Source organism: Streptomyces sp. NPDC021622, from assembly GCF_040640795.1.
Taxonomy (GTDB): domain Bacteria; phylum Actinomycetota; class Actinomycetes; order Streptomycetales; family Streptomycetaceae; genus Streptomyces.
Genome location: NZ_JBFACK010000008.1, coordinates 178639 through 197389, shown reverse-complemented (window position 1 = coordinate 197389; position 18751 = coordinate 178639). Strand labels below are relative to the sequence as shown.

General features: G+C 69.2%; 17 protein-coding genes and 1 pseudogene. 10 read left to right on the top strand and 8 right to left on the bottom strand.

The genetic code is table 11. The features are described from left to right. Nucleotides 1–84: 84 nt before the first annotated feature. The 5 genes from glmU to AB0G47_RS18185 all read left to right on the top strand — a co-directional run bounded on the left by glmU (nt 85) and on the right by AB0G47_RS18185 (nt 4676). Nucleotides 85–1533 (top strand): bifunctional UDP-N-acetylglucosamine diphosphorylase/glucosamine-1-phosphate N-acetyltransferase GlmU, encoded by a 1449-nt coding sequence (glmU, locus tag AB0G47_RS18205; protein WP_360770476.1) that lies wholly within the window; start codon nt 85–87, stop codon nt 1531–1533. 118 nt (nt 1534–1651) lie between these two features. Continuing rightward, complete coding sequence (locus tag AB0G47_RS18200; protein WP_266866016.1) at nt 1652–2629, top strand: ribose-phosphate diphosphokinase; 978 nt, start codon at nt 1652–1654, stop codon at nt 2627–2629. Between the two features lie 218 nt (nt 2630–2847). After that, nucleotides 2848–3444, top strand: coding sequence for a 50S ribosomal protein L25/general stress protein Ctc (locus AB0G47_RS18195; protein ID WP_360770472.1), 597 nt, complete (start codon nt 2848–2850; stop codon nt 3442–3444). Nucleotides 3445–3562: 118 nt separating this feature from the next. Further along, the gene (gene pth, locus AB0G47_RS18190) at nt 3563–4159 is read left to right on the top strand and encodes an aminoacyl-tRNA hydrolase (protein WP_360770469.1); all 597 of its coding nucleotides are present in this window, start codon (nt 3563–3565) and stop codon (nt 4157–4159) included. A 55-nt stretch (nt 4160–4214) separates the two neighbouring features. Continuing rightward, complete coding sequence (locus tag AB0G47_RS18185) at nt 4215–4676, top strand: hypothetical protein (RefSeq protein ID WP_360770466.1); 462 nt, start codon at nt 4215–4217, stop codon at nt 4674–4676. 128 nt (nt 4677–4804) lie between these two features. Here AB0G47_RS18185 and ppc read toward each other — a convergent pair whose 3' ends face one another. After that, on the bottom strand, nt 4805–7540 hold the full coding sequence (gene ppc, locus AB0G47_RS18180; RefSeq protein ID WP_360770464.1) for a phosphoenolpyruvate carboxylase: 2736 nt from the start codon (nt 7538–7540) through the stop codon (nt 4805–4807). 296 nt (nt 7541–7836) lie between these two features. Between ppc and AB0G47_RS18175 the strand changes: the two genes are divergently transcribed. Together AB0G47_RS18175 and AB0G47_RS18170 are read left to right on the top strand one after the other, a co-directional pair. After that, nucleotides 7837–8838, top strand: a complete 1002-nt coding sequence (locus tag AB0G47_RS18175) for a fatty acid desaturase (RefSeq protein WP_360770462.1) — start codon at nt 7837–7839, stop codon at nt 8836–8838. Further along, a complete protein-coding gene (locus AB0G47_RS18170; RefSeq protein ID WP_360770459.1) occupies nt 8835–9521 on the top strand; it encodes a TetR/AcrR family transcriptional regulator in 687 nt (228 codons plus the stop codon). The genes AB0G47_RS18175 and AB0G47_RS18170 overlap by 4 nt, the downstream gene beginning before the upstream one ends. A 287-nt stretch (nt 9522–9808) precedes the next feature. Here the strand turns inward: AB0G47_RS18170 and AB0G47_RS18165 are convergent. Next, a pseudogene (locus AB0G47_RS18165) lies at nt 9809–9952 on the bottom strand (glyoxalase); the annotation flags it as partial. Then, nucleotides 9952–10803 carry a trans-aconitate 2-methyltransferase gene (locus AB0G47_RS18160; protein ID WP_360770456.1) on the bottom strand — a complete coding sequence of 284 codons (852 nt, stop codon included), beginning with the start codon at nt 10801–10803 and terminating at the stop codon, nt 9952–9954. The gene AB0G47_RS18160 and the pseudogene AB0G47_RS18165, both read right to left, overlap by 1 nt. A gap of 109 nt (nt 10804–10912) precedes the next feature. On the opposite strand from AB0G47_RS18160, the gene tamR reads away from it, so the two are divergent. Next, complete coding sequence (gene tamR, locus AB0G47_RS18155; RefSeq protein ID WP_135333034.1) at nt 10913–11410, top strand: MarR family transcriptional regulator TamR; 498 nt, start codon at nt 10913–10915, stop codon at nt 11408–11410. Here the strand turns inward: tamR and AB0G47_RS18150 are convergent. After that, entirely contained in the window at nt 11369–12145 is a 777-nt protein-coding gene (locus AB0G47_RS18150; RefSeq protein ID WP_360770453.1) for a response regulator transcription factor, read from the bottom strand. The two genes, tamR and AB0G47_RS18150, sit on opposite strands and share 42 nt — an antisense overlap. Before the next feature lie 264 nt (nt 12146–12409). On the opposite strand from AB0G47_RS18150, the gene AB0G47_RS18145 reads away from it, so the two are divergent. Then, entirely contained in the window at nt 12410–12877 is a 468-nt protein-coding gene (locus tag AB0G47_RS18145) for a GNAT family N-acetyltransferase (protein WP_360770855.1), read from the top strand. Here the strand turns inward: AB0G47_RS18145 and AB0G47_RS18140 are convergent. The 4 genes from AB0G47_RS18140 to galT all read right to left on the bottom strand — a co-directional run bounded on the left by AB0G47_RS18140 (nt 12864) and on the right by galT (nt 16799). Further along, on the bottom strand, nt 12864–13484 hold the full coding sequence (locus AB0G47_RS18140; protein WP_360770852.1) for a Uma2 family endonuclease: 621 nt from the start codon (nt 13482–13484) through the stop codon (nt 12864–12866). The two genes, AB0G47_RS18145 and AB0G47_RS18140, sit on opposite strands and share 14 nt — an antisense overlap. 131 nt (nt 13485–13615) lie before the next feature. After that, nucleotides 13616–14770 carry a galactokinase gene (gene galK, locus AB0G47_RS18135; protein WP_360770451.1) on the bottom strand — a complete coding sequence of 385 codons (1155 nt, stop codon included), beginning with the start codon at nt 14768–14770 and terminating at the stop codon, nt 13616–13618. A 20-nt stretch (nt 14771–14790) separates the two neighbouring features. Further along, entirely contained in the window at nt 14791–15744 is a 954-nt protein-coding gene (galE, locus tag AB0G47_RS18130; RefSeq protein WP_360770447.1) for a UDP-glucose 4-epimerase GalE, read from the bottom strand. Then, on the bottom strand, nt 15741–16799 hold the full coding sequence (gene galT, locus AB0G47_RS18125) for a galactose-1-phosphate uridylyltransferase (protein WP_360770444.1): 1059 nt from the start codon (nt 16797–16799) through the stop codon (nt 15741–15743). The genes galE and galT overlap by 4 nt, the downstream gene beginning before the upstream one ends. Before the next feature lie 248 nt (nt 16800–17047). Between galT and AB0G47_RS18120 the strand changes: the two genes are divergently transcribed. Then, nucleotides 17048–18730: a sodium:solute symporter family protein gene (locus tag AB0G47_RS18120; RefSeq protein WP_360770441.1), complete on the top strand. Its 1683-nt coding sequence runs from the start codon at nt 17048–17050 to the stop codon at nt 18728–18730. The last annotated feature ends 21 nt before the right edge of the window (nt 18731–18751 follow it).

Genomic DNA, 18751 nt, shown 5'->3' with positions numbered 1-18751 from the left:
GACCCGCCCTCATTTCCGCCCCACAACGCCCCGGTATCCTGCGGATGTCCACCCCCCGCACTTTCGAAGCCGAAGGGCACCCCCGTGAGCGCCAACAGCCCGGCAGCCGTCGTCGTCCTCGCAGCGGGTGAGGGCACCCGTATGAAGTCGGCCACCCCCAAGGTCCTGCATGAGATCTGTGGGCGTTCCCTCATCGGGCATGTGCTCGAAGCCGCGTACGCGTTGAGCCCGCAGCGGCTCGTCACCGTCGTCGGGTTCGCCAGGGAGCAGGTCACCAGCCACCTCGGGGTGATCGCGCCCGACGTCCGCACCGCTTACCAGAGTGAGCAGAAGGGCACCGGGCACGCGGTCCGTATCGGGCTCGAGGAGCTCGGTGGTTCCGTGGACGGGACCGTGATCGTGGTCTGTGGGGACACTCCGCTGCTGACCGGTGCGACGCTCCAGCAGCTCGCCGAGACGCACTCCGCCGACGGGAACGCCGTCACCGTGCTGACCGCCGAGGTGCCGGACGCGACCGGTTACGGGCGGATCGTGCGGGACGGCGAGAGCGGCGCGGTGACCGCCATCGTCGAGCACAAGGACGCGACCGATGCGCAGCGCGCGATCCGGGAGATCAACTCCGGGGTGTTCGCCTTCGACGGTGCGCTGCTCGCGGACGCGCTGGGCAAGGTGCGTACGGACAACAGTCAGGGCGAGGAGTACCTGACGGATGTGCTGGGGATTCTGCGCGAGGCCGGGCATCGGGTGGGCGCTTCCGTCACCGCCGATCACCAGGAGATCGCGGGGATCAACAACCGCGTACAACTGGCGGAGGCCCGGCGCACGTTGAACGAGCGGCTGCTGACCGAGGCCATGCTGGCCGGTGTGACGGTGGTCGACCCCGCGTCGACGTGGATGGATGCCACGGTGACGTACGAACGGGACGCGCTGGTGCATCCGGGGACGCAGCTCCAGGGCGCCACGCATGTGGGCGAGGGTGCCGAGGTCGGCCCCAACTGCCGTCTGAAGGACACCCGTGTCGGCGCCGGTGCGCGCGTCGACAACACGGTCGCCGACAGCGCCGAGATCGGGGAGCAGGCGAGCGTCGGCCCGTTCGCGTATCTGCGGCCGGGGACGCGGCTTGGCGTGAAGGCCAAGGCGGGTACGTATGTGGAGATGAAGAACGCGACGATCGGTGACGGTTCGAAGGTGCCGCATCTGTCGTACGTGGGTGACGCGACGATCGGTGAGTGCTCCAACATCGGTGCGGCGAGCGTCTTTGTGAATTACGACGGTGAGGCGAAGCACCACACGACGGTGGGGTCGCACTGCCGCACCGGTTCGGACAACATGTTTGTGGCTCCTGTCACGGTCGGGGACGGTGCCTACACGGCGGCCGGCTCGGTGATCACGAAGGATGTGCCGGCGGGTTCGTTGGCCGTCGCGCGGGGCCAGCAGCGGAATATCGAGGGCTGGGTCGCTCGTAAGCGTCCGGGGAGCGCGGCTGCGAAGGCGGCCGAGGCGGCGTCCCGGAAGCCGGAAGGCGAAAGCTGACCGGAAACAGGTGCGTCTGACACGGCGTACCGTGATAGGTGCACACAAATTCGGCCGACTCGACGCACCGGGACGCGTGAGTACGGCAGCGGGAAGAACTCTCTGAGGAGACAGTGCTGTGACCGGGATCAAGACGACCGGCGAGAAGAAGTTGATGCTCTTCTCCGGCCGCGCCCACCCCGAGTTGGCCGAGGAGGTCGCACACAAGCTGGGTGTCGGCATCGTGCCGACGAAGGCTTTTGATTTCGCCAATGGCGAGATCTACGTGCGGTACCAGGAGTCGGCTCGTGGCGCGGACTGCTTCTTGATCCAGAGCCACACGGCTCCGATCAACAAGTGGATCATGGAGCAGCTGATCATGATCGACGCGCTGAAGCGTGCGTCGGCCCGCTCCATCACGGTGATCGTGCCGTTCTACGGCTACGCCCGTCAGGACAAGAAGCACCGCGGTCGTGAGCCGATCTCGGCCCGTCTGGTCGCGGACCTGATGAAGACCGCGGGTGCGGACCGCATTCTCACGGTCGACCTGCACACGGACCAGATCCAGGGCTTCTTCGACGGCCCGGTCGACCACCTCTTCGCGCTGCCGGTCCTCGCGGACTACGTGGGTGCGAAGGTCGACCGCTCGAAGCTGACGGTGGTCTCCCCGGACGCCGGCCGCGTGCGCGTCGCCGACCGCTGGTGCGACCGTCTGGGCGCGCCGCTGGCGATCGTCCACAAGCGCCGCGACAAGGACGTCGCGAACCAGGTCACCGTGCACGAGGTGGTCGGTGACGTGAAGGGCCGCGTCTGCGTCCTGGTCGACGACATGATCGACACGGGTGGCACGATCTGCGCCGCCGCCGACGCGCTGTTCGCGCACGGCGCGGAGGACGTCATCGTGACGGCGACGCACGGTGTGCTCTCCGGTCCGGCCGCGGACCGTCTGAAGAACTCCAAGGTGAGCGAGTTCGTCTTCACGGACACCCTGCCCGACCCGGGTGACCTGGAGCTCGACAAGATCACGGTGCTTTCGATCGCGCCGACGATCGCGAACGCGGTGCGTGAGGTCTTCGAGGACGGTTCGGTGACGAGCCTCTTCGACGAGCAGGCGTAAGGCTCAAGAGCCTTGAGGATCTTGCTGTAGAGATCCACTTTGGGTGCGGCCTTCCCGCCGGGTAGACTCACTGAGTTGCTCGGCGAGGGAGGCCGCACACGCTTCTGATGAAGCACAGTGTGTGGCTGTCCGTTATCGACGCGCTCTTCGTAGCAGGCCAGTAGTCGTATGGCCGGGTAACCGACCCCCATTCGACATTTCTGACACGAGGAGTGCACATGGCTGAGATCAAGCTCGCCGCCGAGACCCGCACCGAGTTCGGCAAGGGCGCCGCCCGCCGCATCCGCCGTGAGTCCAAGGTTCCGGCCGTCGTCTACGGCCACGGCGCCGACCCGGTCCACGTCACCCTTCCGGGCCACGAGCTGCACCTCGCGCTGCGTCAGGCGAACGTCCTGCTCTCCCTGGACATCGACGGCAAGACCCAGCTCGCGATCCCGAAGGCCGTCCAGCGCGACGCCATCAAGGGCTTCCTCGAGCACGTCGACCTGCTGCTCGTCCGTCAGGGCGAGAAGGTCAACGTCGACATCTACGTGCACACCGAGGGCGAGCTCGCCCCGGGCGGCAACCTGCTCGAGCACGTGCTGAACGCGCTGCCCGTCGAGGCCGAGGCCACGCACATCCCGGAGTCGGTCACCGTCTCCATCGCCGGTCTCGAGGCCGGTGCGACCATCCTCGCCAAGGACATCCCGCTGCCCGCCGGCACCACCCTGAACGTCGACGGTGAGACCGTCGTCCTGCAGGTCCTGGCCGCGCAGGCCGAGGAGGCCCCGGCCGAGGGTGCCGAGGGCGAGGGCGAAGAGGCCGCCGAGGCCTGAGTCGCCCCCCGGCGCTCGACCGAGCTCGACTGACAACCGCCGCCCCGCGCTCCGTGCGCGGGGCGGCGGTTGGGTTATGCGGAGGGCTTATGAAGAGAGCTATGAAGGAGACATGCAGATGACGACGGACCCCGGCGCCCCTTGGCTGATCGTGGGCCTGGGCAATCCAGGCCCCGGTTACGCGATGAACCGGCACAACGTGGGTTTCATGGTGGCCGACCTGCTCGCGGACCGGATCGGCGGCACGTTCAAGCGTGCGGGCCGGGCGCAGGCGCAGGTCCTTGAGGGGCGGATCGGTCCGGTGGGCCCGGCGAACCGCCGTGTGGTGCTCGCGAAGCCGATGTCGTACATGAACGTCTCGGGCGCTCCGGTGACGGCGCTGCGTGACTTCTACAAGGTGCCGGTGGCGAACATCGTCGCGGTCCACGACGAGCTGGACATCGACTACGGCACGCTGCGGCTGAAGCTGGGCGGTGGCGACAACGGCCACAACGGTCTGAAGTCGATGACGAAGGCGATGAGCTCGGACTACCACCGGGTGCGGTTCGGGATCGGGCGTCCGCCGGGGCGGATGCAGGTCGCCGATTTCGTCCTGAAGGATTTCTCGGCGGCGGAGCGCAAGGAGTTGGACTACTTCGTGGACCGGGCGGCCGATGCGGTGGAGGCGCTGGTCATCGAGGGTCTCGAGCGGGCGCAGAGCGCGTACAACTCCTGAGGCACCTTCCGGCGAGTGTTGACTGAGCGCAGTCATATGGCCAAGGATCGCCGCCATGAACGCGCTGCTTCTCGGACGCCGTACGGCTATGGGCGGGCTCGCGGTGCTGCTTCTCGTCGCCGGGATCTGGGCGTCCTGGGGCACCGCGCAGCACGTGATGCTCACGGGTGAGCGGGAGCGCGGGACGATGACGGTCTCGCGCTGCGGTGAGGACGAATGCGTGGGTCGGTACGAGCCCGGCTCGTCCGGCTCCAAGAAGCGCGAGCGGGTCGTGATCGACCGCTCGATCGCGGAGAAGAAGGGCGCGCGGATCCCGGTGGCCGTGAAGCCGGGCACCACGGAGGTGGTCCGCGCGGGCGGCCCCGGCTTCCTCCACGCCTGGCTCCCGCTGGGGGGTGCGTTGCTTCTTTCGGCGGTGGTGGTGGCGGGTGGCCTGCGGCTGCGGCGCACGGCGTGGGCACTGGCCTTGGCGGGCGGCGCGCTGCTGACGGCGTCGTACGTGACGCTGGTCTTCTAGCCGACCGCCCACGTTGTGGGCAGGCGTTCCGCACGGCGGAACGGGTGGGCACAACGCCAACGCCGCCGGGCCACCGATACAGCAAGGGGCCCAGCACCAACCAAAGTGCCGGGCCCCGAAGCAGATCGTCAGCCGGTGTTACGCAGCCCCGCCGCCACACCGTTGACGGTGAGAAGCAAGGCCCGACCCAGCAACGGGTCCGCCTCCTCGCCCGCGGCGGCCGCATCCCGCTGCCGCTTCAACAGCGCCACCTGAAGGTACGAGATCGGGTCCAGGTAGGCGTCACGGATGGCGAACGTCTGCTGAAGCGCCGGCTGCGAATCCAGCAGCTCCTCGCCGCCGGTGACCCGCAGGACCTCCGCCACCGTCAGCGCATGCTCCGCCTCGATCGCCTCGAAGACATGCTTCAGCTCGTCGGGGACGAGCGTGTCCACGTAATGGCGGGCGATCCGCAGATCCGTCTTCGCCAGCGTCATCTCCACGTTCGAGATGAAGTTCTGGAAGAAGTGCCAGTGCTCCTGCATCTCGGAGAGCACCGTGTCCAGACCGGCCTCTCGCAGCGCCTTCAGGCCCGAGCCGACCCCGAACCAGCCCGGCACGATCTGCCGCGACTGGGTCCAGCCGAAGACCCACGGGATCGCGCGCAGGCCGTCGAGCGAGACGCCCGAGCCGGGGCGGCGGGAGGGCCGGGAGCCGAGGTGCAGGTCGGCGAGCTGGTCGACCGGCGTCGACGCGAGGAAGTACGTCGGCAGGTCCGGGTCCTCGACCAGCTTGCGGTACGCGGAGTGCGCGGCGTCCGAGACGACGTCCATCGCCGCGTCCCAGCGGGCGAGCGCCTCGTCGGACTGACGGGGGGCGGTGTGCAGCGCGGAGGCCTGCAGCGTCGCGGCCACGGTCAGCTCGAGGTTCTCCCGCGCCAGCGAAGGCACCAGGTACTTGTCGGAGATGACCTCGCCCTGCTCGGTCACCTTGATCTCGCCCTCGAGCGTGCCCCACGGCTGCGCGAGGATCGCGTCGTGCGACGGGCCGCCGCCACGGCCGACGGTGCCGCCGCGGCCGTGGAAGAGCCGAAGACGTACGCCGTAGCGGTGCGCGACATCACGCAGCCTGCGCTGGGCGCGGTGGATCTCCCACTGCGAGGTGGTGATGCCGCCGAACTTGGAGGAGTCCGAGTAGCCGAGCATGACCTCCTGGACGTCACCGCGGAGGGCGACCAGGCGGCGGTACGACGGGTCGGCCAGCATCTCGTCCAGGATGACGTCGGCGGCGCGCAGCTCGTCCGTGGTCTCCAGGAGCGGCACGATGCCGATCTTCGCCCAGCCGGCGTGCAGGTCGATGAGGCCCGCCTCGCGCGCGAGGACGGCAGCCGCGAAGACGTCGTCGGCGCCCTGGCACATCGAGATGATGTACGACTCGATGACCTCGGGCCCGAAGACTTCGAGGGCCTTCTTGACCGTGAGGAAGACGCCGAGGGTCTTCTCGCCGGCCGCGTCGAGCGGCGCCGGGGACGGGGCGAGCGGACGCCGCGACCTGAGTTCCTTGGCGAGCAGCTTCTGCCGGTACTCGCGCGGCATGTCCGTGTACCGCCAGGACTCCTCGCCGAGCCGGTCGAAGAGCTGCCCGAGCGCGTGGTGGTGGGCGTCGGCGTGCTCGCGTACGTCCATGGTGGCGAGCTGCAGGCCGAACGCGGCGAGCGTACGGATGGTGCGGTTCATCCGGCCGTCGGCGAAGAGTCCGCCCTTGTGCTCGCGCAGCGAGGTCTGGACGAGGGTGAGGTCGTGAAGGAGCTCGCCGGTGCCCAGATAGTCGCGCCCCGGCTCGTGGGCGGTGCCGCGGGCCAGGCGCTGCTTGGTGTTCTCCAGCTTCTGCCGGATGCAGGTGGCCTTGAGCCGGTAGGGCTCCTCGGCGTTGAGCCGCTTGTAGCGGGGGCTGATCTCGGGCAGCAGCTCCAGGTCGAGCTGGAGGGAGGACTTCAGCTCCTCGGTGGCTCCGGTGTAGCGGATGGAGTTGGAGAGGAAGCCGCGCAGCTCGTCGACGAGCTCGAGGGCGTCGTTGATGCCGTGCTCGTGCTGGAGGATCAGGACGTCCCAGGTGACCTGGGGAGTCACGTTCGGGTTGCCGTCGCGGTCACCGCCGATCCACGTGCCGAAGGTCAGCGGCCGGGTGCCCTCGGGCAGCTCGACGCCGACGCGCTCGAGCTCGGCCGTCAGGTCTTCCAGTACGTCCCCGACGGCGCCGGCGTGCAGCTCGTCCAGGTAGTAGATGGCGTTGCGCGCCTCGTCGGCGGGCTCGGGGCGGACCACCCGCAGCTCGTCGGTCTGCCACACCAGGTCGATGTTCTCGGCGAGCCGCGTGTCGTGGCGGCGCCGGTCGGCCTCGATGACCGGGGTCTCAAGGAGCGCGGCGACGCGGCGCAACTTGTTGAGGACGGAGCGGCGGGCGGCCTCGGTGGGGTGCGCGGTGAAGACGGGCCGCACGTTCAGGTGCTGCACGGTCTGGCGCAGGTGGTCGGGGTCGGCGTCCTTGAGCCGGTCGGCCGTACGGGACAGGAGCCCGCCCTCGGCGGCCCGGCGGGCGCGCAGCTCGCGGCCGCGGTGGACCTGCTCGGTCACGTTCGCCAGATGGAAGTACGTGGAGAAGGCGCGGACCAGCTTGGCCGCGGTCTCCAGTTCCGTACCACCCAGAAGGCGGGCGGCTGCCTCGCCGTCCTCGCGGGTCAGGCGGCGGACCTTCTCGACCAGTTCGAGGAGCTCGGGACCCTCCTGACGGACGAGGGTCTCGCCCAGCAGATCGCCGAGGCGCCGGATGTCGGCACGCAGCTCGGTGCTGGCTGTGGTGTTCGTCTGGTCGTCGGCACTGCTCACAGGTGCGGCTCCTTGCAGTGTTGAAGCACGTCAGTTCTGGGAGGGGTACCCGGCCGGATAGGAATCCGTGTTCCGGGGGAAATAGAGAGCGGACCGCGCTGTCCGACCGATTCCAAGGATAAGTGTCACTTCGCGGCACGGGCTCGCGGCCTCTTGCCGCCAGGTTCCGCACTGCCATACTTACGACGCCGTAGGTTACGGGACCGTAGGAACCACGGGAGCGCACGGCTGTGTGCACCCGGCGCCCGCTGTGACCGTTGTAACCCTCAACCCTCGACCCCACAGGGGACGTGCCCATGACCCCATCTTCCGATGCGTACTCCGACACCGATGTGATCGAAGACGCTCCCCGGGCGGCCTCGGACGCCCCTCTGCCATCGGCGACACTCGGCGGCGAGAAGAAGCGCTCGCTGGAGCAGCTCGCGCTGCTCCTGTTCATCACCGTCCCGTTCCTCGCTCTGGTCGCGGCGGTGCCGCTGGCCTGGGGCTGGGGTGTGAGCTGGCTGGACCTCGGCCTTCTCGTCTTCATGTACTACCTGGGGTGCCACGGGATCACGATCGGATTCCACCGCTACTTCACGCACGGCTCCTTCAAGGCGAAGCGCCCGCTGCGGATCGCGCTGGCCGTCGCGGGGTCGATGGCGGTGGAGGGTCCCCTTGTCCGCTGGGTGGCCGACCACCGCAAGCACCACAAGTTCTCGGACGCGGAGGGCGACCCGCACTCCCCCTGGCGCTTCGGCGAGACGGTCCCGGCGCTGATGAAGGGCCTGTGGTGGGCGCACATCGGCTGGATGTTCGATGAGGAGCAGACGCCGCAGGACAAGTACGCACCGGATCTGATCAAGGACCCGGCACTGCGCCGCATCTCACGCCAGTTCTTGTTGTGGACGATCATCTCGCTGGCCATCCCGCCGCTGGTCGGGGGCCTGGTGACGATGTCCTGGTGGGGCGCGTTCACGGCCTTCTTCTGGGGTTCGCTGGTGCGAGTGGCCCTCCTCCACCACGTCACGTGGTCGATCAACTCGATCTGCCACGCGGTGGGCAAGCGGCCGTTCAAGTCGCGCGACCGTTCGGGCAACGTGTGGTGGCTGGCGGTCCTGTCCTGCGGTGAGTCCTGGCACAACCTGCACCACGCGGACCCGACGTCGGCGCGGCACGGCGTGATGAAGGGCCAGCTGGACTCGTCGGCGCGGATCATCCGCTGGTGCGAGCAGCTGGGCTGGGCGACGGATGTGCGCTGGCCGTCGCAGTCCCGCATCGAGTCCCGCCGCAAGCCGAAGACCGTCGACGCGGCATGATTGACGACGTGGCGACCGACTCCAGCAATTCCAGCCCTTCCAGCAAAGAGAAGCAGCCCCGGCGCGCCCGCCGGACCCGGATGACGGGTGCCGAGCGCCGGGAGCAGTTGCTGGACATCGGCCGTACGCTCTTCGCCGCCAAGGGCTTCGAGGGCACGTCGGTGGAGGAGATCGCCGCGAAGGCGGGCGTCTCCAAGCCGGTCGTGTACGAGCACTTCGGGGGCAAGGAAGGTCTGTACGCGGTGGTGGTGGACCGCGAGATGCGGGCGCTGCTCGACGGTGTGACGGGGGCGCTGACGGCGGGGCATCCGAGGGAGCTGCTGGAGCAGGCGGCGTTCGCCCTCCTCGACTACATCGAGACGTACACGGACGGCTTCCGCATCCTGGTCCGAGACTCCCCCGTGGCGCAGTCGACAGGTACGTTCGCGTCTCTCATCTCCGACATCGCGACGCAGGTGGAGGACATCCTCGGGCAGGAGTTCAAGACCCGGGGCTTCGACCAGAAACTGGCCCCTCTCTACGCCCAGGCGCTGGTCGGCATGGTGGCGCTGACGGGCCAGTGGTGGCTGGACGTCCGCAAGCCGAAGAAGGCGGAGGTGGCGGCGCACCTGGTCAACCTGGCGTGGCACGGCCTCGACGGCCTGGAGCCGAAGCCCCGCCTGATAGGCCACCGCAAGGCCTAGCGGCCGCGGGCGGGAGGGCCGGGGGCGCACACCCCCGCCCCTCGTGCCACCGCCGTGCCGCCGTGCCGCCGTGCCGCCGCAACGACACCGCCGCTCCGCGGCGGATGGTCCCGCCCGCCCACCCGATCACCCAGCGGCACAAGACGCCCCCACCCGCCGCTGCGGGGTAATCGGGTGGGCGGGCGGGAAAGATCCGCCGCGGAGCGGCGGGACAGGCGCGAGCCAGGGCACCACCACTCGACGCCGCTGGGCAGGCCCACCCCGGAGTCACCGCGCTAAGCCGCACCGCGGAACCAGCAGCCGCCCCGCGCCGCGAGCACCGGCGGTTTGGGGAGCTCCGTCATGCCGAGTACGTCGGTGTAGTACGCCCGCAGCGCCGCCTCGCTGCCGGGCGGTGCGGCGAGCTGGACGTGATCGACCGCCACCAGCATCAGGCGCGCTTCCGGGCCACCGCGAAGACCCTGCGGAAGGGGAAGACCGTGCCGCCCGCCCCCGCCGGGTACGCCTTGCGGAGCAGTTCGGCGTACTCGTACAAGAACGCCTCCCTCGCCTCCGTGTCGTCCTCCAGCGCCGTCAGGACCGGCCGCAGGCCCGTCCCCTTCACCCAGTCCAGGACCGGGTCGTCGCCCTCCAGGAGGTGGAGGTATGTCGTCTCCCAGGCGTCCACCTCGCAGCCCAGCGGGACGAGCCGCTCCAGGTATGCCGTGGGCGAGAGCACCGCGTCCGCGTGGCGGAGGGTGTCGCCGAGGCGGTCCCGCCAGCGCTCCGATTCGCTCAGCTCCCGCATCAGGACGTGGCTGGGTGCGTCGAAGTTGCCGGGGACCTGGAAGGCGAACGTGCCGCCGGGGGCGAGCGCGGCCACCCAGGCGGGGAAGGAGTCCGGGTGGCCCGGCACCCACTGGAGGGTGGCGTTGGAGAGGATCAGGTCGTACGTGCCTTCGGGCGGCGTCCAGTCCGTCGCGTCCGCCGGGGCGAAGTCGAGGCGGCCGCCGCCCGGCGTGGGTCCAGCGAGCGCATCGGCTCGCTCCAGCATCTGCGGGGAGTTGTCGAATCCGGTGATGTGCGCCGCGGGCCACCGCTCGGCAAGGAGCCGGGTGACATTGCCGGGTCCGCAGCCCAGGTCCGCGATGCGGAGCGGGCGGCCAGGAGCCGACGGGAGTTCCGGAACCCGGGCCAGCAGATCGACGAAAGGGCGGGCGCGGTGGTCGGCGTGGCGCAGATACTGCCCCGGGTCCCAGGTGGGAGCGGCTGCGGCAGCAGGGGTGTTGGCGGCTGCGGACATCGGCGGGGCCTCCTGGATTCACGTACCTCGGCGTCGTACCGCCATCCTCGACCCGAAGTATCTTGACGTCAAGAGACTTCATGTCGACAGACCCCCTACACTGATCGTCATGGAGGACGAGGTCGATCGGCTGGTCGCAGCGTGGCGCCGGGAGCGCCCTGACCTCGACGTGGAACCGCTCGAGGTGCTCAGCCGCGTCAGCAGGCTCGCGCGGCATCTGGACCGGGCCCGGCGGCTCGCCTTCTCCGAGCACAGCCTGGAGCCGTGGGAGTTCGACGTACTGACATCGCTGCGGCGCGCGGGCGCGCCCTATCAGCTCTCCCCCGGGCAACTGCTCACGCAGACTCTGGTGACCTCCGGCACGATGACCAACCGCATCGACCGCCTCGCCAAGAAGGGTCTCGTCGAGCGGCTGCCCGACCCCAGCGACCGGCGCGGCGTGCTCGTGCGGCTCACCGAGGAAGGGCAGGACAGGGCCGACCAGGCGCTCGCCGGGCTGCTTGAGCAGGAGCGGGCCATCCTCGCCGAACTCTCGCGCGCACAGCGGGGCGAACTGGCCGCGCTGCTACGCCAGTTGACCGCCCCGTTCGACAACATCCCCGGCTAGGTCGACCGGCCCGACGCCCGCCCTGCGGGCCAGCGCGACGGCCGCGAGCGTGGAGTGCACGCCCAGCTTCCCCAGCACGTTCTGCATGTGCGTACGCACCGTGTGCGGGGAGAGGAAGAGACGTTCGGCGACCGCCTTGCGGCCCAGGCCCGCCACCATGCAGCGAAGGACCTCGCGCTCGCGCGGGGTCAGGGACTCCACCAGGCGCTCGGACTCCGTGCGGTGCTTGCGCGCGGCGGTCAACTCCCGCAGGACACCGGTGAGCAGCGCCGGCGGCAGATGCGTCTCCTCCCGCAGCACCCCCCGGATGACGGTGAGCAGCCGGGACAGGGAGCAGTCCTTGGCGACCCAGCCCGACGCCCCCGCCTGCAGCGCGAGGGCGGCCCTGCGCGGGTCGTCCTTCTCCGCGAGCACGACCGTACGGACCATCGGCTGGCCGGAACGGACCCCGGCCACAAGCGAGATGCCGTCCACCAGACCGTCCGCGTTGCCCTCCTGGACCGAAGGCGCGGGGCGGACACCCTGCATGGCGCTCGCGGACGCGCCGAGGTCGGCGTCGACGAGCAGCACGTCGTATCTGCGCCCCTCGGCGATCGCCCGCTCAAGGCAGCGCAGCGCGGCCGGGCCACTGCCCGCCGCGGACACGTCGACATCCGGCTCCGCCGCCAGAGCCGCTGCGAGCGACTCGGCGAAGATGCGGTGGTCGTCGACGACCAGGACTCGGATACGAACCACTGAAACCCCCTTCCCCAGGCCCTCGTCGGAGAGCAGGGGATACCCCATCGTCTGAAGACGCACGGTGCGGGTACGACGCACGGAACGGGGGTCGCCGCAGCAGGCACGGCCGCCGCCGTGCTGTGACTGCTACCCCCACGCCGGGCGTCGTACCCGACTGTCTCGCCCCCTGAACGGTGCCGGCCCCCACCGGCACTGCCCTCAGAGTAGGGCCGGAGGGCAGGAGCGGAAGGTGATTTACAGAACTGATTGGCCAGCGCGTTTATGGTGAGCCGTATGTTTCGTATTGAGACAGGAGTCGACAAGGCGCGGTTCGCTCTCCTCCTGAACGGGCTCGAGGACGCGAACGCGGCGGCTTCCCCGGCGCTGCGCGCGATGCGCGGCACCACCCAGGATCGTGAAGTGCCGCTGGCCGTCTGGGTCCTTGACCACACGGACGCACTGGCCGGCGGTCTCGCCGGGCACACCTGGGGGCGCTGGCTCCATGTGAACTACCTCTGGGTCGCCGAGGGTCACCGGGGCGCGGGCCTGGGCGCGCGGCTGCTCGGCGAGGCGGAGCAGATCGCTCGCAAGGAGCGGGACTGCCTCAACTCCCGTGTCGAGACATGGGACTTCCAGGCTCCCGGGTTCTACCGGGGGCAGGGATACGAGGTGGTGTCGGTGATCCCCGACTACCCGGAGGGGGCAAAGGAGTTCACGCTGACGAAGAAGCTGTCCGTCACAGCTCCTTGAGCGCCTTCACGCTGATGTCGACGTCGATGTCGTACGGGACGGCGATCTTGAGCTGGTCGTGGTGGATGCCCGTGAGGACGTACGTCTTGGACAGCGGATCGAGTTCGTAGACCCGCACCACGGGGTGCTGGTTCGCATCCGTCATCTCGACCAGCCAGAAGTTAGGGATCCCGGCGGCGGCATATTTGCGGGGCTTGGTGTCGCGATCGCGGGACTCCGAGTCGGGCGAGACGACCTCGACCGCGAGCAGGACGTCGGTGGCCGCGAACCCCGTCTGCTCCAAACCGGTGACGGCTTCGGCGCGGACGAGGCTGATGTCGGGCTCGGGACCGTTGCGCGGGTCCAGTTCGACGGTCATCTCCCGCACGACCTTGAGGGCTCCGGGCACGGTGCGACACAGGCCGGCCACCAGAAGATCGATCATCTTGCTGTGGAAATATCGCTGCGGACTCACGAAGACAAGGCTCCCGTCGATCAGCTCGGTGTGCGGCGGGAGGCCGGGCAGAGTGAACAGGTCGTTCACGGTGTACCCGTCCTGCGGCGGCACCGGCCAGCGGCAGCCCTGCTCAGGCTCGGGCTCGTGCGCTGCGATCGGCTCGGCGGTCATGGTTCCTCCCATGGACGGGATTCTCGGCCTGCCCCACAACGGTAACGGCCGGTTCCGCTGATCGTCATCACAACGGGTGACCGGCTGCGGGCGCCGCGCAAGGAACCCACGGCCGGATCCGCACGGACCGATCACGCCACGCGCCGCGCCCCCGCCGATGGCACCGCCGGGAACACCCTCGGAGCCGTGAAGCCCGCCGTGGCGAACGCCTCCTGGACGGACTTCGTGACCGACTCCGCGTCCGGCTCCTCCACCAGGACGATCGCCGAGCCGCCGAAGCCGCCGCCCGTCATCCGGGCGCCGATCGCTCCGGAGGCGTTCGCGGTGGCGACCACCAGGTCCAACTCCTCGCAGGAGATGCGCAGGTCGTCGCGGAGCGAGGCGTGGCCCTCGGTCAGGACGGGGCCGATCGCGCGTACGTCGCCGGCGTCGAGCAGGGCGATGACCTGCTCGACGCGGTGGTCGTCCGAGACGATGTGGCGGACGTAGCGGCCGATCTTTTCGTCCGTCAGCCGGGCCAGCGCGGAAGGGAGTTCGGCGTACGCGACATCGCGGAGGTGGGACACCCCGAGGATGGCCGCACCCTCCTCGCAGCCCGCCCGCCGCTCGGCGTACGCACCGTCTCCCAGCTCGTGCTTGACCCGTGTGTCGACCACCAGGAGCTGCAGGCCCTGTGCGGCGAGGTCGAAGGGGATCTGACGTATCGACAGGTCCCGGCAGTCCAGGTGCAGGGCGTGTCCTGCCGTGGCGCACGCCGATGCCATCTGGTCCATGACACCGCAGGGGACGCCGACGAAGGCGTTCTCGGCGCGCTGGGCGAGGACCGCCAACTCGGGGCGGGGCAGGCCGAGTTCGTACAGGTCGTTCAGGGCGAGGGCCGTGACGACCTCCAGCGCTGCGGACGAGGAGAGGCCCGCACCCGTCGGCACCGTCGAGGCCAGGTGGATGTCCGCGCCGCCGGACACCGCGTGACCCGCGTCCCGCAGCGCCCACACCACGCCCGCCGGGTAGGCGGCCCAGCCGCCCTGCCCGTATTTCGAGAGTGGGGTCAGCTCGTCGACGCGCAGTTCGGCCACCGGGGCGTCGATGTCCGCCGAGTGGAGCCGCAGGACGCCGTCGGTGCGGCGCGCCACCGCCGCCACCGCGGTGTGCGGCAGCGCGAGCGGCATCACGAAGCCCTCGTTGAAGTCGGTGTACTCGCCGATCAGGTTGACCCGCCCCGGCGCCGACCAGACCCCGTCGGGCGCGTACCCGTAAAGCTCCGTGAACTGCCCCGCTACGTCCATGAGTTACCCCTTGTCCCCAGTTACCGCTGAGCGAACGCCCACGCGTCCGCGACGATGCCCGCGAGGTCCGCGCGGGTCGGATTCCAGCCGAGCCGCTGCCGCGCGGTGGCCGCGGATGCGACGAGGACCGCCGGGTCGCCGCCGCGGCGCGGGGCCATGACCTCGGGGATCGGGTGGCCGGTGACCTGGCGGACGGTTTCGATGACTTCGCGTACGGAGAAGCCGTTGCCGTTGCCGAGGTTGCAGATCAGGTGCTCGCCGGGGGTGGCAGCGTCGACCGCGAGGAGGTGCGCCTGGGCGAGGTCAGCGACGTGGATGTAGTCGCGCACACACGTCCCGTCCGGGGTCGGGTAGTCGTCGCCGAAGACGGAGATCGCCTCGCGCTTGCCCTGGGCGACCTGGAGAACCAGCGGGATGAGGTGCGACTCGGGGTCGTGCCGCTCGCCGTGGGCGCCGTACGCGCCCGCCACGTTGAAGTAGCGCAGCGAGACAGCTCCCAGGCCGTGCGCCACGGCCTCACCCGTGATCATGTGGTCGACGGCGAGCTTGGACGCACCGTACGGAGAAGTGGGCGCCGTCGGGTCGGTCTCCGTGATGGGGGTGCTGACCGGCTCGCCGTACGTCGCGGCGGTGGAGGAGAACACCAGCTTGCGGACATCGGAGGAACGCATCGCGGCGAGCAGCGCCATCGTGCCGCCGACGTTGTTGTCCCAGTACTTCTCGGGCTTCACGACGGACTCGCCGACCTGCGAGAACGCGGCGAAGTGCAGCACCGCGTCGTAGGAGGAGTCCAGCCACTTGGCGGCATCGCGGATGTCGCCCTCGATGAAGTTCGCGCCCGCCGGGACGCCCTCGCGGAAGCCGGTCGAGAGGTTGTCGAGGACCGTCACCTCGTGGCCGGCTTCGAGCAGGTGCTGGGCCACCACACTGCCCACATAGCCCGCACCGCCGGTGACCAGGTACTTACCGCTCATGAACTCGCTACCTCTCGCAGTCGCTGGGCCGCGGCTTCCGGCGGCACGTCGTTGATGAACACGCTCATGCCGGATTCGGAACCCGCGAGGAACTTCAGCTTGCCCGAAGTGCGGCGAATGGTGAAAAGCTCGAGGTGGAGGGCGAAGTCGTCCCGGTTGACCCCGACATGTCCCTCCAGCGGGCCGAAGGGCGCCTGGTGCCAGGCCGCGATGTACGGAGTCGGCTGTTCACCTTCGCCGAAGATCCGGTCGAAGCGCCTCAAGAGTTCCAGATAGACCTGGGGGAATTCTGTGCGCGCGGCCTCGTCGAGCCCGAGCAGGTCGGGCACCCGGCGCTTGGGGTAGAGGTGCACCTCGTACGGCCAGTGCGCGCTGTGGGGGACGAACGCGACCCAGTGTTCGGCATCCAGGACCACCCGCTCGCCGGCCTGCTCGTCGGCGACGACGTCGTCGAAGAGATTGCGGCCCGTCGCCTCCTTGTGCGCGGCGAGCGACGTCAGCATCAGTGACGTACGCGGAGTGGTGAAGGGATAGGCGTAGATCTGGCCGTGCGGGTGGCCGAGGGTCACGCCGATCTCGGCGCCGCGGTTCTCGAAGCAGAACACCTGCTCGACGGAGGGCAGGTGGGAGAGCTCGGCGGTGCGGTCGGTCCAGGCCTCAAGGACGAGTCCGGCCTGCACCTCGGTGAGGTCGGCGAAGGACGCGTCGTGGTCGGAGGTGAAGCAGACGACCTCGCAGCGGCCCGCGTCGCCGGCGAGCGAGGGGAAGCGGTTCTCGAAGACCACGACGTCGTACGAGGAGTCGGGGACCTCGCTCAGCCGCTCGCCCCGGGAGGGGCAGAGCGGGCATTCGTCGGCCGGCGGGTGGTAGGTGCGGCCCTGGCGGTGCGAGGCGATGGCGACGGCGTCGCCGAGCAGCGGGTCGCGCCGGATCTCCGAGGTGGTGGAGATGGGGTCCAGGGGCCTGCGGTCGATGGCATCGCGCACCGCGTCGTCGCGCGAGTCGTAGTAGATGAGCTCACGACCGTCTGCGAGACGGGTCGAGGTCTTCTTCACGTCCGGGGCTCCTCACCAACACCCATCAAACATAACCGCACACAACAAACCACAAGGCAACAGCAACGTCAATGCCGCGGCGTGACCGTTCCAGCACGGGCTGGAACGGGTGGGTACGGGCCGGAACTGGGCGCAGCCTATGCGTCCGATCACAATCCAACAAAGAACACCAACAGAACTGTTCAGTTATTGAAGCGAGAGGCGTAGGTTCCGGTCTGATCCGTTCGCGCAACGAAGCGAGTTCACCTATGCAGTCCCCCACACAAACCCTGGCCGAGGGGCTTCGGCTGCCCACCAACGGCCTCGACTACGCGATCCTCGCGATCTACTTCGCCGTGGTCCTCGGGATCGGCTTCGCCGCCCGGCGCTCCGTGAAGACCAGCCTCGACTTCTTCCTCTCGGGCCGCTCGCTGCCCGCCTGGGTCACCGGCCTCGCCTTCGTCGCAGCGAACCTCGGCGCCACCGAGATCCTGGGCATGGCGGCCACCGGCGCCCAGTACGGCGTCGCCGTCGTGCACTGGTACTGGATCGGCGCCATCCCCGCGATGGTCTTCCTCGGCCTCGTGATGATGCCGTTCTACTACCGGTCGAAGGTCCGCTCGGTCCCGGAGTTCCTGCTCCAGCGCTTCGACAAGTCGGCGCACCTGCTCAGCTCGGTGCTCTTCGCGTTCGCGGCGATACTCATCGCGGGCGTGAACCTCTACGCCCTGTCGATCGTCGTCGAGGCACTGCTCGGCTGGCCGCAGTGGGTGGCGATCGTCGTCGCCGGGTTCTTCGTCCTGGCGTACATCACCATCGGCGGCCTCTCCTCGGCGATCTACAACGAGGTGCTCCAGTTCTTCGTGATCCTCGCCGCGCTGATCCCGATCTGCGTCATCGGCCTGAAGAAGGTCGGCGGCTGGGACGGTCTGAGCTCATCGCTCGAGGAGTCGCACGGCGAGAACTTCATGACCGCATGGGGCGGCACCGGCATCGGTGACCCCAACCCGCTCGGCGCGAACTGGCTCACGATCATCCTCGGCCTCGGCTTCGTGCTCTCCTTCGGCTACTGGACGACCAACTTCGCCGAGGTGCAGCGCGCCCTGTCCGCGAAGAACCTCTCCGCCGCCCAGCGCACCCCGCTGATCGCCGCCTTCCCGAAGATCTTCATCGTCTTCCTGGTGATGATCCCGGGCCTGGTCGCCGCCGTACTCGTCCCGAAGATCGGCACGGCGGGCTCGGATCTGACGTACAACGACGCGATCCCGTACCTGATGCAGGAGTTGCTGCCCAACGGCGTGCTCGGCATCGCGGTGACCGGACTGCTCGCCGCGTTCATGGCGGGCATGGCGGCGAACGTGTCGTCCTTCAACACCGTGTTCACGTACGACATCTGGGCCAAGTACGTGGTCAAGGGCCGCGAGGACGGCTACTACCTGAAGTTCGGCCGGGTCATCACGGCGATCGGTGTCATCGCCTCCATCGGCACGGCCTTCATCGCCTCCTCGTTCTCGAACATCATGGGATACCTGCAGACGCTGTTCTCCTTCTTCAACGTCCCGATGTTCGTGGTCTTCATCATCGGCATGTTCTGGAAGCGCGCCTCGATGAAGTCCGGTGTGTGGGGCCTGGTCGCGGGCACCACCGCCGCGATGGTCAACTACTTCTGGATCTACAAGCAGGGGGTCATCGACATCCCGACCGACCAGGGCGCCAACTTCGTCTCTGCGATCGTCGGCTTCGTCGCCGGCGCCGTGGTGATGGTCGTCGTCACGCTCTTCACCGCGCCCAAGCCGGAGGCCGAACTGGCCGGTCTGGTGTACGGGACGACCGCGCCGGGCATCGAGGAGCCGCCCGCCGAGGGCGACGACGCCTGGTACCGCAAGCCCGCGCTGCTCGGCTGGGGCGCCATCGTGCTCGCGGCGGCCTGCTACCTGCCGTACTCGCTCTAATCCCGATCGGAGGTCTGGAAG

What these genes read in the sequence shown, in the direction of transcription:
- AB0G47_RS18195 (WP_360770472.1), top strand. Translation starts at nt 2,848, where the DNA reads ATGGCTGAGATCAAGCTCGCCGCCGAGACCCGCACCGAGTTCGGCAAG.
- pth (WP_360770469.1), top strand. Translation starts at nt 3,563, where the DNA reads ATGACGACGGACCCCGGCGCCCCTTGGCTGATCGTGGGCCTGGGCAAT.
- AB0G47_RS18185 (WP_360770466.1), top strand. Translation starts at nt 4,215, where the DNA reads ATGAACGCGCTGCTTCTCGGACGCCGTACGGCTATGGGCGGGCTCGCG.
- AB0G47_RS18175 (WP_360770462.1), top strand. Translation starts at nt 7,837, where the DNA reads ATGACCCCATCTTCCGATGCGTACTCCGACACCGATGTGATCGAAGAC.
- AB0G47_RS18170 (WP_360770459.1), top strand. Translation starts at nt 8,835, where the DNA reads ATGATTGACGACGTGGCGACCGACTCCAGCAATTCCAGCCCTTCCAGC.
- AB0G47_RS18160 (WP_360770456.1), bottom strand. Translation starts at nt 10,803, where the DNA reads ATGTCCGCAGCCGCCAACACCCCTGCTGCCGCAGCCGCTCCCACCTGG.
- tamR (WP_135333034.1), top strand. Translation starts at nt 10,913, where the DNA reads ATGGAGGACGAGGTCGATCGGCTGGTCGCAGCGTGGCGCCGGGAGCGC.
- AB0G47_RS18145 (WP_360770855.1), top strand. Translation starts at nt 12,410, where the DNA reads ATGGTGAGCCGTATGTTTCGTATTGAGACAGGAGTCGACAAGGCGCGG.
- AB0G47_RS18140 (WP_360770852.1), bottom strand. Translation starts at nt 13,484, where the DNA reads ATGACCGCCGAGCCGATCGCAGCGCACGAGCCCGAGCCTGAGCAGGGC.
- galK (WP_360770451.1), bottom strand. Translation starts at nt 14,770, where the DNA reads ATGGACGTAGCGGGGCAGTTCACGGAGCTTTACGGGTACGCGCCCGAC.
- galE (WP_360770447.1), bottom strand. Translation starts at nt 15,744, where the DNA reads ATGAGCGGTAAGTACCTGGTCACCGGCGGTGCGGGCTATGTGGGCAGT.
- AB0G47_RS18120 (WP_360770441.1), top strand. Translation starts at nt 17,048, where the DNA reads ATGCAGTCCCCCACACAAACCCTGGCCGAGGGGCTTCGGCTGCCCACC.